The sequence below is a fragment of the Aeromonas dhakensis genome (assembly GCF_002285935.1).
In the GTDB taxonomy this organism is placed as follows: Bacteria; Pseudomonadota; Gammaproteobacteria; order Enterobacterales; family Aeromonadaceae; genus Aeromonas; species Aeromonas dhakensis.
This window is the reverse complement of the sequence record NZ_CP023141.1, coordinates 1572790-1587567: the sequence shown is the minus strand read 5'-3', so window position 1 is coordinate 1587567 and position 14778 is coordinate 1572790. Positions and strand designations below refer to the sequence as shown.

General features: G+C 65.1%; 10 protein-coding genes. 3 read left to right on the top strand and 7 right to left on the bottom strand.

The genetic code is table 11. The features are described 5' to 3' along the window. Nucleotides 1-123: 123 nt before the first annotated feature. From nudC to CK627_RS07780, 4 genes are all read right to left on the bottom strand, one after another. Entirely contained in the window at nucleotides 124-903 is a 780-nt protein-coding gene (gene nudC, locus CK627_RS07795; protein ID WP_095592060.1) for an NAD(+) diphosphatase, read from the bottom strand. Between the two features lie 200 nt (nucleotides 904-1103). After that, nucleotides 1104-4268, bottom strand: coding sequence for a bifunctional proline dehydrogenase/L-glutamate gamma-semialdehyde dehydrogenase PutA (gene putA, locus CK627_RS07790; RefSeq protein ID WP_095592059.1), 3165 nt, complete (start codon nucleotides 4266-4268; stop codon nucleotides 1104-1106). A 269-nt stretch (nucleotides 4269-4537) separates the two neighbouring features. After that, nucleotides 4538-5143: a TIGR04211 family SH3 domain-containing protein gene (locus CK627_RS07785; RefSeq protein ID WP_005309324.1), complete on the bottom strand. Its 606-nt coding sequence runs from the start codon at nucleotides 5141-5143 to the stop codon at nucleotides 4538-4540. A 152-nt stretch (nucleotides 5144-5295) separates the two neighbouring features. Beyond that, nucleotides 5296-6117 (bottom strand): potassium channel family protein, encoded by an 822-nt coding sequence (locus CK627_RS07780; protein ID WP_017764773.1) that lies wholly within the window; start codon nucleotides 6115-6117, stop codon nucleotides 5296-5298. A gap of 31 nt (nucleotides 6118-6148) precedes the next feature. Between CK627_RS07780 and CK627_RS07775 the strand changes: the two genes are divergently transcribed. From CK627_RS07775 to glnE, 3 genes are all read left to right on the top strand, one after another. After that, complete coding sequence (locus CK627_RS07775) at nucleotides 6149-7399, top strand: methyl-accepting chemotaxis protein (protein ID WP_005309321.1); 1251 nt, start codon at nucleotides 6149-6151, stop codon at nucleotides 7397-7399. Nucleotides 7400-7564: 165 nt separating this feature from the next. Beyond that, nucleotides 7565-8005 carry a GNAT family N-acetyltransferase gene (locus CK627_RS07770; protein ID WP_019839866.1) on the top strand — a complete coding sequence of 147 codons (441 nt, stop codon included), beginning with the start codon at nucleotides 7565-7567 and terminating at the stop codon, nucleotides 8003-8005. 130 nt (nucleotides 8006-8135) lie between these two features. Beyond that, entirely contained in the window at nucleotides 8136-11009 is a 2874-nt protein-coding gene (gene glnE, locus CK627_RS07765) for a bifunctional [glutamate--ammonia ligase]-adenylyl-L-tyrosine phosphorylase/[glutamate--ammonia-ligase] adenylyltransferase (RefSeq protein WP_167385305.1), read from the top strand. Between the two features lie 50 nt (nucleotides 11010-11059). Here the strand turns inward: glnE and CK627_RS07760 are convergent, their stop codons facing one another. From CK627_RS07760 to CK627_RS07750, 3 genes are all read right to left on the bottom strand, one after another. Further along, nucleotides 11060-11794, bottom strand: coding sequence for an SDR family oxidoreductase (locus CK627_RS07760; protein ID WP_095592057.1), 735 nt, complete (start codon nucleotides 11792-11794; stop codon nucleotides 11060-11062). Between the two features lie 55 nt (nucleotides 11795-11849). Continuing rightward, nucleotides 11850-12386, bottom strand: coding sequence for a GNAT family N-acetyltransferase (locus tag CK627_RS07755; RefSeq protein WP_095592056.1), 537 nt, complete (start codon nucleotides 12384-12386; stop codon nucleotides 11850-11852). Nucleotides 12387-12546: 160 nt separating this feature from the next. Continuing rightward, on the bottom strand, nucleotides 12547-14706 hold the full coding sequence (locus CK627_RS07750; protein ID WP_095592055.1) for an AsmA family protein: 2160 nt from the start codon (nucleotides 14704-14706) through the stop codon (nucleotides 12547-12549). Nucleotides 14707-14778 lie beyond the last annotated feature (72 nt).

The window sequence follows — 14778 nt, the reverse complement described above, 5'->3', positions numbered from 1 at the left end:
CCAGCATAAAATGGCGGATATGATACCACTTTGTGCGCGGCGGGGGGCGGCTCAAACGCCTGCCGCCGCCGTTGGAGTGCAAAGATGTGAAGGGGCGCAAACAAGCGCCCCTCTTTGCATCCCTCAAGCTTGGTCGTCGAGGCAGAGCGCGATGAGTCGCCGCGCTATGGTGCCGTGGGGCGGCAGCCGTGGCAGCCCGTCGGCCTCGAAGAAATCGGCCGCCACCAGCTCTTCGTCCTGCACCCGTATCTCGCCGCTCTCATAATCGGCGGTGAAGCCCATCATCAGGCTGTGGGGAAACGGCCAGGGCTGGCTCGCAACGTAACGCACGTTGGCCACCCGGATGCCGCTCTCCTCGAACACCTCCCGCGCCACGCACTGCTCCAGGTTCTCCCCCGCCTCCACGAAGCCGGCCAGCACGGTATACATGGGATCCTCGGCCTGATAGTGACGGCGGTGGGCCGCCAGCAAGATGGCGGGCCCCTTGCGCACCGCCACGATAATGCAGGGGGAGATACGCGGATAGACGACGTGGCCATGGCGGCACCCTTGTGCCCACTCCCCCACCTTCGGGCTCATGGGGGCGCCGCACTCGCCGCAGAAACGGTGGGTGCGGCGAAAGGTGGCGAGCTGCCAGGCGCGGCCGGTCAGGCGAAAGCCCTCTTCATCCCCGGCCACCATCAGCTGGCGCAGGGGGGTCAGGGGCGCGGGGTCTGCCGCGTCCCCCAGATCCAGCAGCAGGCAGGGCAGCCCGTCCCACTCGTCAAAGCGCTCAAAGGCAGCATGCTGCAAGTGGCTGGGCAGACAGGCGCGGGGGCCTTGTGGAATGCGCCCCTGGTCATCCAGCAGGACGAGGTGATCGCCCCCCAGCACGAACCAGCGGGCCTGTTCGGTTAATGGCATAGATGCAGCACTCTTTGTTGTGACGTCGGTCGGAATGCGCGCCCGGGGCTGGGCGGCGGTGACGGATGAAAGCGACAACCGGCCACCATATTAAGACGCGGCAAGCCGGGTGGCGACCCCAAGATGGCGGCTTTTCAATGCTCATGAGAACGCCCATGAAAAAGGCCGCCCGCAGGCGGCCTGATGTCGGTCACGGTCGCTCAGGCGTCGCCCATCGCCAGCAGGGAGGCGTTGCCGCCCACCGCAGTGGTGTTGATGGTGCGGGTCTTCTCGGTCACAAAGCGGCTCAGATAGTGGGGGCCGCCCGCCTTGGGGCCGGTGCCGGAGAGGCCCTGCCCGCCGAACGGTTGCACCCCGACCATGGCGCCGATCTGGTTGCGGTTGATGTAGACGTTGCCCACGTTGATGCGGCTCGCCAGCTCCTCGGCATGGGATTCGTTGCGACTGTGGATCCCCAGCGTCAGGCCGTAGCCGGTGCCGTTGATATCCGCGATCACCTTGTCCAGATCCCGCGCGGCGTAGCGCACCACGTGCAGGATGGGGCCGAACTGCTCGCGGGTCAGCTCGCGGATGGAACCGATCTCCAGCGCGGTCGGCTGCACGAAGTGGCCACCCAGGGTTACGGCCGGCATCGGCGCCTGGGCGATCAGGCGGGCACGCGGGATCATGTGCACCAGGTGTGCATCCAGCCCCGCCTTGGCCTCGGCGTCGATGACCGGGCCGACGTCGGTGTTGTGCTCGGCCGGGTTGCCCACTTTGAGCTCCTGCAGGGCACCGGTGAGGATCTCCAGCACCCGCGGCGCGATCTCTTCCTGCAGGTAGAGCACCCGCAGGGCGGAGCAGCGCTGGCCGGCGCTCTGGAAGGCGGCGCTCACCACGTCGCGCACCACCTGCTCCGGCAGGGCGGTGGAGTCGACGATCATGGCGTTCTGTCCACCGGTCTCGGCGATGAGCGGCAGGATGGCGCCATCGCGCCGGGCCAGGGTCATGTTGATGAGCTTGGCGGTCTCGGTGGAGCCGGTGAAGCAGACGCCGCCAATGCGGGCATCCGCCGTCAACTTGGCACCCACGGTGGCGCCGTCACCCGGCAGCAGTTGCAGCACGTCACCGGGAATGCCGGCCTGATGGGCCAGGGTCACCGCCAGGTGAGCAATGAGACCGGTCTGCTCGGCAGGCTTTGCGATGACGGTGTTGCCGGTGGCCAGCGCCGCGGCGACCTGGCCCAGGAAAATGGCCAGCGGGAAGTTCCACGGGCTGATGCAGACGAACACGCCGCGGCCCTGCAGGAACAGCTCGTTCATCTCGCCGGTGTAGCCGGGCAGCAGGGTAGCCTGCCCCATCAGGCCGCGGGCCTGCACCGCGTAGTAGCGGCAAAAGTCCACCGCCTCGCGCACCTCGTCGATGCCGTCCTGCAGCAGCTTGCCCGCCTCGCGAGTACAGAGGGAGATGAACTGCTCGCGGTTCGCTTCCAGCAGATCCGCCAGTTTCTCAAGGGCGGCGGCACGTTCGCTCACCGGGGTCTCGCGCCAGCGCGGGAAGGCGGCATGAGCCGAGGCCAGCGCCTGCTCCACCGCCTGCTCGTCGGCCCAGTGTATCTTGCCCACTAGCTGGCTCACATCCTGCGGGCTCAGCACCACGCGGGCCTCGTTGCGCTTGAGGGTCTCGCCATCGACGATGGGGCCCGCCAGCCACTGCTTGCTCTCCAGCTCCTTCAGCTTGGCGAAGAAGGGGCGCTGGATGGAGACGATGTTCATGTTGACGCCGCTGGAGTTCTTGCGGTCGCTGAACAGGTTCACCGGCTGCGGAATGCGGTCGTTGGCCAGGCTGGAGTAGCGCTTGAGGGTGCGCAGCGGGTGCTCGGCCAGGGAGTCGACCGGGGTGTTGGGGTCCACCAGCTTGTGGACAAAGGAGGTGTTGGCCCCGTTCTCCAGCAGGCGGCGCACCAGATAGGGCAACAGATCCTTGTGAGCCCCTACCGGCGCATAGATGCGGCAGTGCAGACCGGGCTGCTCGTTCAGCACGGCGTTGTGCAGCTCCTCCCCCATGCCGTGCAGGCGCTGGAATTCGAACTGGCGATCGCCGGCCATCTCCAGAATGCTGACCACTGTGTTGGCGTTGTGGGTGGCAAACTGGGGCGAGATGAAGCCGCGGGTCGGCTCGCTCAGCAGGTAGCGGGCGCAGGCGAGGTAGGAGATGTCGGTACCCGCCTTGCGGGTAAACAGCGGGTAGCCGGGCAGGCCGGCCTGCTGGGCATATTTCAGCTCGCTGTCCCAGTAGGCACCCTTCACCAACCGCACCGGGATCATATCCCCCTGCTCGCGGGCCAGCGCGGTGAGCCAGCAGAGTACCGGCAGCGCGCGCTTGGAGTAGGCCTGCACCACCATGCCGAGCTTGCCCCAGCCACGGTTGGCGTCGGAGCGATAGAGCTGCTCGAACAAGTCTAGGGAGAGCTCGAGGCGGTCCATCTCTTCGGCGTCGATGCTGATGGCCACGTCCTTGTCACGGGCCAGACGCACCAGCCCCACCAGCCGCTCGCACATCTCGCCGAGCACCCGCTCGCGGTTGGCCACGTCATAACGCGGATGCAGCGCCGACAGCTTGATGGAGATGGAGGGGGCCGGGCCGCCGTCGCTGATGCGCTCGCCGCCCACTGCCTCGATGGCGCGCTGGTAGTCGCCGAAATACTTGTCGGCATCGGCCAGGGTCAGGGCGGACTCCCCCAGCATGTCATAGGTGTGGGTGTAACCCTTCTCGCGGGACTTGCGGCTCGCCTTGAGGGCTTCCTTCATGTCGCGCCCCAGCACGAACTGTTTGCCCATGATCTTCATGGCGGCGTACATGGCGGAGCGCACCACCGGCTCCCCCAGCTTGTTGACCATGCGGCCCAGCAGGTTGGCCGGGTTGCCGTCCAGCTTCTTGTCCAGCTTGATGATCTTGCCGGTCAGCATCAGCCCCCAGGTGGAGGCGTTCACCAGGGTGGAGTCGCTCTTGCGAAAATGGGACGACCAGTTGGCGCCGGAGAGCTTGTCCTTGATCAGGGCATCGGCGGTCTCGGCATCGGGAATGCGCAGCAGCGCCTCCGCCAGGCACATCAGGATGATCCCCTCCTGGGTATCCAGGCTGTACTCCTGCAGGAAGGCGTCGATGCCGTCGCCGGAGCCGCTCTCCTTGCGCACCTTGGTTACCAGGGTGCGGGCACGCTGGGTCACCCGTTCCAGCGAGGCGCCATCCCCCGGCAGCATGGCCGACAGTTCGGCCAGATAGGCATTTTCATCCACCACGTAGTTCTGGGTGATGGCTTCGCGCAGGGCGGCCAGATCGGAGGGAATGTAGTCAGCGGCAAGCACTTGGGTAGCTTTGAACATATGGGGTCTTCCTGTACGCCCTAGGGCTGATATCGACGAAGGCGGCCGTGCCGCCGAAACGCCGATAATGTATACAATATCAACCCATAGATGAAATGAAATTGTTGCCTGTTATTAACAAAGATCGCTGATTGGCTCATATGGCGCACTATATCGGCGTCATATGCCTACCAGGCAAAATTCATTGCCTTATTTTGTATACAATTTTTCGCCAGGCAAAAAAGAAGGGTCGCCATGGCGACCCTTCACGCTGCTGCCGACAGCGGTTGTCAGTTCATCCAGCGATCACCGCGGCTGCGGCGACGGGGCAGCATGGGCAGCAGGATGCCGAGCAGGATGCCGCCACCCACCATGGCACCACCGCGGATGAACCAGTCCATCTGCATGTCGTGCTCCTGGTTGTCGTAGCTCTGGGTCAGGGCGTCGTTCTGTTCCTTGAGGTTGCCCATCTCCTCGCCCTGGCTGGCGAGCTGGGCCTTGAGAGTGGCGATCTCCTTGCTCTGCTCGGCGATCTTGCCATCCTTCTCGGCGAAGCGTTTCTCGTTGTCACCGTTGAGGTTCAGCAGACGGGCCTTGGCCTCTTCCAGCTCTTTCTGTACCTGGGGCAGCCGCTCGCGCAGGCTGATCTCGCCCTGCAACTCGCTGCTCTTGATCCAGCCCTCACGGCCGCGACCGTCCACCACCTGGGTAAAACCGGCCTCGTTGTTCACTGCCTTGACGTCCAGCGGCTCACCCGCCTTGACGCTGCCAAGGATCCGGTACTGGGTGCCCGGACCATTGTGAATAAAGGTAAAGATGTTGTCTGAAACATAGCGGGTATCGGCCAGTGCCTGTTGGGCACACAAGCAGATCAGGATCCCGAGAAGGGCGCGCATGGTCGATCGGTTCTCTTCGTTTGGTTAGGTGACTGGCGAATGTTAAGCCGCCGGCGGGTCAAAGGACAAGCAAAGAAAAGGGCTCCCCCCCGAGCTGAGAGGTGGCTCGCAACTTGTCTCTATCGCGACGCGACCATTCCGGACGCCGCTGCCTATTTCTGTTTCAGTGCTTTCACTTCGGCCCGCAGGGCACGCAGCTCCTGCAGCAGCAGATCCTGCTGTGCGCTCTGGTGATGGCGCCACTTCTCCAGCTCCACATCCCCCCGTCCCGGTTGCAGGAACAGGCTGGCCATGAAACCGCTGATGGCACCGAACAGACCGACCCCGAACAGGATCAGCAGGCTGGCGACGAAGCGCCCCTCCTCCGTCTTGGGCACCAGATCGCCGTACCCCACGGTGGAGAGGGTCACCAGCGTCCACCAGAAGGCATCGTAGGGAGTCTGGATCTGGCTGCCGGGCTGACCCGACTCGACCCAGTACATCACCCCTGACCCCACCCCCAGCAGCAGGAAGAACAGGAACAGGATGCCGGAGAGGGTGGTCTCGTTGCGCTCGCGGCGAAACATGGCCAGCAGATCCGGCTGATCCCGCAGTAGCTGGTAGATCCGCCACAACTGGATGAGCCGGGCCCAGCGCAGCTGCTCCACCATGGGCAGACTGCCCGGCAGATAGAACCAGTTGGCCTTGAAGAAGGCCATCCGGTCGGGAGCCCGGATCCAGCCATAGGCGAAGTGACCGAGGAAGAAGTAGCAGATCAGGCTGTCGACGTCATAGAAGAGCTGCAGGGTCTGGGGGGCCAGGGTTTGATGACCCCACCAGCGGGCCGTGACCAGCACAACCGAGATCACCGACAGAAACGCCATCAACAGATCCATGGCGCGTAGATGAGTTAAGTGATGGCGCATACATTTTCCCACTTTAGGCACGGTGCGAATTAATAAAAAGGAAGATAATGCCGATAGTCCTGAGGACAAAGGAAAACCGGTCATTAAAAGGAGAAATATTATGCAGTTAAACCCGCTGGAGAGGCGAATGAGCAATATCCGGCTGGTACCCAAAGTGGTACTGCTCATGGTGTTCAGTACTGTGCTGCTGCTGATCAAGCTCTGGTTCGACGCCAGCAATCTGGAAACCACCCTGCTCAGCGAAGGGATCGCCCCCGACAAGGCAGACACCATCGCCAACAGCCTGCTCTGGACCGGGCTGATGGAGACCGCCATCATGGGGCTGGTCTTCGTGGTACTGCTGCTGACCGGCTCGCGCCTGATGGTCAAGCAGGTGCACTATCTGGTGGGGTTGCTGGAACGCTTCGCCCGCAAGGATCTGAGCCACCGGGTGCTGCTCAAGTCCCGTGACGAATTCGGCGACATCGCCAAGGCGGTGGCCCACTCCCAGGAGAACCTCAAGGAGGTGTTCGGCACCCAGCGCGTCGCCTGCAAGGAGCTCAACGACATCGCCTCCCAGGTGACCCTTTGCATGGAGGAGGCCAACGAGGCCATCAGCGAGGAGTTCACCCAGATTGAACAGCTGGCCAGCGCCATGAGCCAGATGGTGGGCGCCATCCGCGAGGTGGCCGCCCATGCGGAGCAGGCCTCCCACGCCACCGCCGAAACCAGCCAGCTGGCGGAAGAGGGGAGCCGCTGCGTGGCTGCCACCGTCAACACCATCGACACCCTCTCCGGCAACATTCAACGCTCCTCCACCGTGGTCAACCAGGTGGAACAGGGGGTCGATCAGATAGGCTCCGTCGTGGACACCATTCGCGGCATCTCGGAACAGACCAACCTGCTGGCGCTCAACGCCGCCATCGAAGCCGCCCGTGCCGGTGAAGCGGGCCGTGGCTTCGCGGTGGTCGCCTCCGAGGTACGGGAGCTGGCCAACCGGGCCCAGGCCGCCACCGTCGAGATCCAGAAGATGATCGAGCAGCTGCAGGGCAACGCCCGCCAGGCGGCCGAGCTGATGGCTCAGAGCGTGCAGCAGGCCGACAAGGGAGTGGAGCAGGTGACCCAGGCCGGCGACCAGCTCGCCACCATAGTGCAACGGGTACAGGGGGTGGCCGACATGAACCGCCAGATCGCCGCCGCCTCCGAGCAGCAGAGCTCGGTGGCCGAGGAGATGAGCGGCAACCTGGAGCAGGTCAAGCAGGTGGTGGAAGGCTCCGTCGTGGTGCTGCGCGAGCTACAGGAGGCTTCCGAACTGGTGGAGCGCCACAGCCAGACCCTGGATACCCATATTCAGGCCTTCAAGCTGGCCTGACGGGCGTCATCGCACAGACAGGAAGGGATGGCTCAGCACAGCCAGCCCCTGGACAGCACTCATTATCCAGCCCCTCAAACTGGCCTGACTTTCACGCAACAATCTGGTTAGACTGGAAGGCCCCCACGAGGGGCCTTTCTTTTTTCATCGCGGCAAGGAGCCAGGATGCAGACCACAGAACTTGCGTTAGAAATCAGCGCCGACCAGGGGCGGCTCGACCTGCCGCTGATCCACCGTTTCCTGTCTGAACAAGCCTACTGGTGTCGCGGCATTCCCCTTGCCACCCTGCAGCGGGCCATCAACCATTCGCTCTGCTTTGGCGGCTACCTCGGCGGCCAGCAGGTCGCCTTCGCCCGGGTCATCACAGACCGCGCCACCTTTGGCTATCTGGCCGACGTGTTCGTGCTGCCCGAGTATCGCGGCCGCGGCTACAGCAAGGCGCTGGTGGCAGCCATACTCGACCATCCCGAGCTGCAGGGATTGCGCCGCCTCTCCCTCGCCACCTCCGATGCCCACGGCCTCTACGCCGGTTTCGGCTTCGCACCGCCCGCCAGCCCCGGCAGCCTGATGGAGATCTACCACCCCGATATCTACCAGCGCACCTGAACGGCCGGCTGCCGATAATTCCCGCCGGATCATGCTTCTCGCCCCTGCGCTGTGACGCGGGGGCCCGACAGTGCTAGATTGGCAGCCAGCTTTTTATCCGGCAGTTTCGTTAATCACAAGGACGGCAACCGTGGCCCAGCACTCTCCCTCTTTCTCCGCCTTCTCCCCCCTGCTGCAGGAGCTGGCCCAGCGCCACTGGCAACGACTGACTGAACTGGCCCCCGACTACGGCACGCAACCCGAGCCGGTGCGCCAGACCCTGCTGACCCTGCTCGGTCTCTCCGATTTTGTCGCCGACTCTCTCTTCAAACAGCCGGCGTTGCTGACCGAGCTGCTCTCCTCCGGAGATCTGGAGCAGGCCGAGCGCTGGCCCGCCTACCAACGCGATCTGGCCGCCCTGCTGGCCCAGGTGGACGACGAGGAGGCGCTCAAGCGCATCCTGCGCCAGTTCCGCCGCAGCCGCATGCTGGTGATCGCCTGGCGCGAACTACTGGGTCACGCCGAGGTTGAAGAGAGCTTTATCCACCTCACCAAACTGGCGGATGCGCTCATCTGCTCCGCCCGCGACTGGCTCTACGCCAAGCAGTGTGGCGAGCTGGGCACCCCGATGGACGGCAACGGCAACCCGCAGCCGCTGCTCATTCTCGGCATGGGCAAGCTGGGTGGTGGCGAGCTCAACTTCTCCTCGGACATCGACCTTATCTTCACCTTCCCCGAGAACGGCTACACGGTCGGTGGGCGGCGCGAGCTCGCCAACCAGCAGTTCTTCATCAAGCTGGGCCAGCGCATCATCAACGCCCTCCACCAGCCCACCCAGGATGGTCAGGTGTTCCGAGTCGATATGCGGCTGCGCCCCTTTGGCGATGCGGGGCCGCTCGCCATCTCCTTTGCCGCCATGGAGGATTACTACCAGCACCACGGCCGCAACTGGGAGCGCTACGCCATGGTCAAGGCGAGGGTGCTGGGCCCCCAATGCGAGCACGCAGTGGAGCTCGCCGAAATGCTGCGCCCCTTCGTGTTTCGCCGCTATATCGACTTCGGCGTCATCGACGGCCTGCGCCAGATGAAGGCGATGATCGCCGCCGAGGTGCGCCGCAAGGGGCTGGAGGGCAACATCAAGCTGGGGGCCGGCGGCATTCGCGAGGTGGAGTTCATCGCCCAGGCGCTGCAGCTTATTCGCGGCGGCCGCGAGCCCGCCCTGCGGGTGCGCCACCTGCCGGAAGCGCTGGCCGCCATCGCCCGGTGCGGCGCCCTCGAAGCCGACCACTGCGACCGCCTGCTGACGGCCTATCGCTTCCTGCGCCGGGTCGAGAACGTCTTGCAGGAGATCGGCGATCAGCAGACCCAGACCCTGCCCACCGAGGAGCGGGATCGCCAGCGGCTGATCGCTGCTCTGGGTTTTACGGACTGGGGTGCCTTCATGGCTCACCTGGACGAGGAGATGGCAGCCGTCCATCAGGAGTTCGCCGCCGTGGTGGGGGAAGAGAAAGAGGCACCCGCCCATCTGGAGCAGCTCTGGCTCGATCTGTGGCGCACCGAGCTCGACGCCGCCGAGCTGGAGCAACTGCTGACCGCGCAGGGGGTGGCCGAGCCCGTTCCGCTCTGCGGTGCCCTGCTGCGCTTCAAGGAGGAGTACAAGCGCCGTCAGGTCGGCCCCCAGGGGCGCATTGCGCTGGACTGGCTGATGCCGGAGCTGCTGCGACTGGTGGTGGCCAGCGAGCAGCCCGCCCGCCTGTTCGAGCGGGTGTGCGAGCTGCTGACCCGCATCTTCACCCGCAGCGCCTATCTGCAGCTGCTGGCGGAGAACCCGGGCGCCCTGCGCCAGCTGGTGCGGCTCTGTGATGCCAGCCATCTGGTGAGCGAGCAGCTGGCCCGCTACCCCATCCTGCTGGACGAGCTGCTCGATCCCCAGCACCTCTACCACCCCACCCCGCTCGATCAGTACAAGCCCCAGCTGCGCCAGTTCCTGCTGCGCATCCCCGAAGAGGACGTGGAGCAGCAGATGGAGGCGCTGCGCCAGTTCAAACAGGTGCAGCTGCTGCGCATCGTGGCGGCCGACATCGCCGGCGCCCTGCCGCTGATGAAGGTGAGCGACCACCTCACCTGGCTGGCGGAGGCGATCACCGAAGAGGTGGTCAATCAGGCCTGGGCCCAGATGAGCGAGCGCTACGGGGTGCCGCCCGAGGTGGCGGTGAGCGATCAGCGCGGCTTTGCGGTGGTGGCCTATGGCAAGCTCGGCGGCATCGAGCTCGGTTACGGCTCGGATCTCGACCTGGTGTTCCTGCACGGCGGCGACCCCAACAGCTATACCGACGGGCGCAAACCCATCGACAGCCGCCAGTTCTACCTGCGTCTGGCCCAGCGGATCCTGCACCTGTTCAGCACCCGCACCCCGTCCGGCATCCTCTACGAGATCGACATGCGGCTGCGCCCCTCCGGCGATTCCGGCCTGCTGGTCTCGTCGCTGTCGGCCTACGAGCTGTATCAGCAAAACGAGGCCTGGACCTGGGAGCATCAGGCGCTGGTGCGGGCCCGCCCCATCTATGGCGATGAGGCGGTGATCGCCGAGTTTGCCCGCATTCGCCGCGCCGTGCTGGCCAAGGAGCGGGCGCTGCCGACCCTGGCCCGCGAGGTGCGCGAGATGCGCCACAAGATGCGGGATCACCTGCTCAAGGCGGGCGCCGGCGAGTTCGACCTCAAGCAATCCCCCGGTGGCATGGTGGATATCGAGTTTATCGCCCAGTACCTGGTGCTGGCCCATGCCTGCGGCGAACCCGAGGCGCTCACCCGCTGGTCCGATAACGTGCGCATCTTCGACGAGTGCGTGCTGGCGGGGGTGCTCACCCTGGAGCAGGCAGAGGGGCTCAAGCACGCCTATCTGGAGATCCGCAACCTCGGCCATCGCCTCAACCTCTCGGAGGTCTCCCGCAAGGTGGGGGACGACCAGTTGCTGACCGAACGAGGCCATGTGCTGGCGGTCTGGCAACAACTGCTGGGGGAGTAAACAAAAGGGGCGCCGAGGCGCCCCTTGTTGTATTCACTCTCGGGTCAGGATCAGCGCCCGCCGGCCACGTCGATAAAGGTGCCGGTGACGTAGGAAGCCTCGTCAGAGAGCAGCCAGGCGATGGCGGCGGCCACTTCGGCCGGCTGACCGCCCCGTTGCAACGGGATCTGCCCCTTCACCCGGTCAACCCGACCGGGTTCGCCGCCGTCGGCGTGCATGTCGGTGTAGATGAAACCCGGACGCACCCCGTTGACCCGGATCCCCTGGGCCGCCACCTCCAGCGACAACCCCTTGGTCAGCACGTCGACGGCCCCCTTGGCGGCGGCATAGTCCACGTACTCCCCCGCCGAACCCAACCGGGCGGCGGCCGAGGAGACATTGACGATGGCGCCCCCCGCCGTCATCCGGCGCACCGCCTCGCGGCAGCAGAGAAAGCAGCTGGTGACATTGGTGGTCAGGGTCTGATTGATGCGCTCGGCGCTCATCTCCAGCACCCGCATCTGCGGCTGCAACCTGCCGGCGTTGTTGACCAGATGGGTGACGGGACCAAGCCGCGCGTCCATCTCCTCGAACAGATGCACCACCTCGGCCTCCACCCCAACATCGGCCTGCACCGCGATGCAGCTGACCGGATGGTGGGCCAGGATCTCGGCCACCAGCGCCTCGGCACTGGCCTGGTCATGGCGATAGTTGAGGCACAGATGATAGCCCTGCCCCGCCAGATGGCGGGCGGTGGCGGCGCCAATGCCTCTGCCGCCGCCGGTGATCAGCACCCGTTTGTTCATGGCCCCTCCTGGTCGTGTGGCGCATGGTGACACTGCGAGATGGATGGTGGCCGTGTCAAACCGGGCCGTGATCCATCACTGTCTCTACCAGCACCTTGTTGAAGCGCTTATAGCCCTGCTCATCGAGCGGGGCCGGATAGCTCAGCACCCGCAGCGCATGTCCCTCGCAATCTGGCTGATAGGGCGGGTGCACATGGTCATGCTCGTTCAGGCAGAAACCCAGTGACTGATAGAAGCGCAGCCGACGAAGGGAAATCTCGTCCTCTGGCGGATCTATCTCCAGGATGACCGGGCGCCCCGCCGTCTCGCAGAAGGCGGCAAGCAGGCGTGAGCCGTGGTTCTGGCCGCGCAGGGCCGGGTTGATGGCCAGATGCTCGATGTAGATCTGCTCACCGCAGTCCCACCAGAAGATAAAGCCGAGCAGCTGCTCGCCCTGATAAAAGAGCTGACAGTGAAAACGGGAGTCTCCCATCTTGCGTTGCTGATGCTGCGGCTGGCGCTGTTCGTAGCGGGGAAAGCTGCTGCCGTAGATCTGCCAGACCAGTGGCCAGTCCGGATGGGATATCTCTCTTGCAATTTCACTTCGACTCATTCATCTGCTCCTTGGTAAAACCACAGTGATACCATCTTTATCCGGCCCAAACACCCCTCTCTTTCGCTACCAACTCCGGCAGCATCCCGTTTAAACACCCCACAATGCACAGAGCCCGCACGGGGCGGGCTCTGCATGGCGATAAAACAACAGGGCTAGGCTATTTGAACAAGCCCTTGAGCAGCTGATCGGCCACCCCCTTCACCCCTTCGTTGTCGGCCTTGTCACCCAGCAGCTTCTTGAGACCGCGCTCGGCCTCCTTGCGGGCCTTCTCCTCCAGCAGCTTGTTGTTGCTGAGCAGTGCCTTCACGTCGAGGCGGTAACTCGGTGCCTGCCAGTGGCCGCCGATACGCACAGGTATGGTGATGTCCTTGAGCTCGTCCACATCCTTGCCCCCCTGCCCCTTGCTGCTCTCCACCACGGAGGTGAGGAACAGGAAATCGAGGGTCTCCGGCACCAGAGCGGTCTGGCCCTGCCCCTTCACCCGCAGAGCGGGGGCAAAGAGCTGGATGTCGTCGCTCTGGGCGACCCCGTCGGCAATCCGGAAGCTGGCGGTGAGGGCGCTGAAGTCGGTCTTGCGCGCCTCCTTCACCTGATCCACCCCCTTGCCGGTCAGGGTGGCCCGCGCCTCGCGGATCATCTCCGCCAGGTTGATGCCGTGCAGGGCGCCATCGCTCAGCTTGAGGTTCACCTTGCCCTGCATCCGGCTGCGCAGCGCCAGTTCGGAGAGGCCGGCCCCCTGTACCTCGACCTCGAGATCCCCCTTGCCCTCCAGCAGATCGGTCTGGGCCAGGGTCTGCAGCAGCGGCCGCACATCGACCTCCTGTACCCGCTTGTGGGCCTGATAGCGAGCCGGCTTTTGCCGTGCATCGAGCACGCCGCTGGCGGTCACCTTGCCACCGGCCACGCCGGCGCTGAACTGCTTGAGGGTGAGCTGGCCACCGGCCAGGGCGAGCTGCAGGTCGACGGCGCTCAGATCCAGTCCCTTCAACCGCACACTGCCCAGCTGCAACCGGCCGGCCAGATCCACCGACTTGAGGGCGGTCAGATCCGGTTCGGCCGTGGAGAGCTCCTTGGCGGCGGGGGCGGCGGCCTGCGCCGTCGTCCCGGCCGGGGCTGCAGCGCCCGAACTGGCCGCGGCGGGCGCGGCCTTGGCCGGCTGACCGAGCCAGCCGTCGAGATCCAGTGCCTCCCCCTTGAGGTCGAATTCCACCCTGGGCACGGCGCCCAGCTGCACGCTGCCGTTGCCGCTCAGCAGGGCGTCATCCACCCCCATCACCAGGTTGGTCAGGGTCACGTTCTGCTTGTCGAGCTCGGCACGGGCAAAGCCCGCCAGCTTCACCTGCAGTTGCGGACGTGGCAGGGCATCACCGCTGAGCTTGGCGGCCAGCACGGCATCCGACACCTCCAGCAGTTGCCGGCTCTCATCGAGCCGTGCCTTGAAGGTGCCCTCCAGGGTACCGGCCAGGGTCGGCTTGGCCGCCGCCCCCTGCGCCCCCTGCAGACTCAGGGTCAGGCTGCTCCACTCCCCGAGCGCCAGCCGATCGGCCTTGAGGGAGAAGGCGTCGAGCCGCTGGGCCGGATCACTCAGACTGCCGCTGAGGTCGAGATCCTTGAGCTCGCTCTTGATGGCCTCCCGGGCCAGTTTGAGCTGGGCCTGACCCTTGAGATCAAAGGCCAGATCCCCCTGGGCCCCCTTGGCGGCCAGGGTCACGGGCACCCACTCCCCCGGGGTCAGCTGCCCCAGATCGAGGTCCAACCGGTCGAGCCGGGAGACGGCACCGCTGCGGTCATCCCGCACCAGGGCGCTGGCTTCCACCAGCGCAATGCCTTGCAGGCTGATCTGCCAGGGCTTTTCGTCACGGGCGGTTGTGGCTGGCTGGCCCTCGCCGGAGGGCTGGGCATCAGCACCCTTGGGCTCGGCAGAGGATGTGAGCAGGTCGCTCAGGTTGGAGCTGCCATCGGCTCTGGTCTGGACAAACAGGTGGGCGCCGTTCAGGGTCACCTTGCCTATCTCAAGCCGGTGGGAGAGCAGCGGCAGCAGGCCCACCGAGGCCTCACCCTGCTCGAAGCTCACCAGATCGGGTTCGGCGAAACCGGCGGGGTTGCGCAGCGCCACCTTCTCGAGGGAGAGACCGAGGCTCGGCCAGAAGCGCCAGCCTATCGCCCCCTCCATCACCAGCTCGCGGCCCGTGCTCTTGCGCACCTGTTCCGCCAGCTGAGGCTTGAACTGATTGGGATCGATGAGGGACACCAGGGCGGCGATGGCCACCACGGCCGCCAGCGCCAACCCCAGCAGGATATAGATGATCTTCTTCACGACGGACTCCTTGAATGCGGATCTTGTGGCTGACTATACCACCGGGGGGATAACAGATGGGGCCCTTCTCCC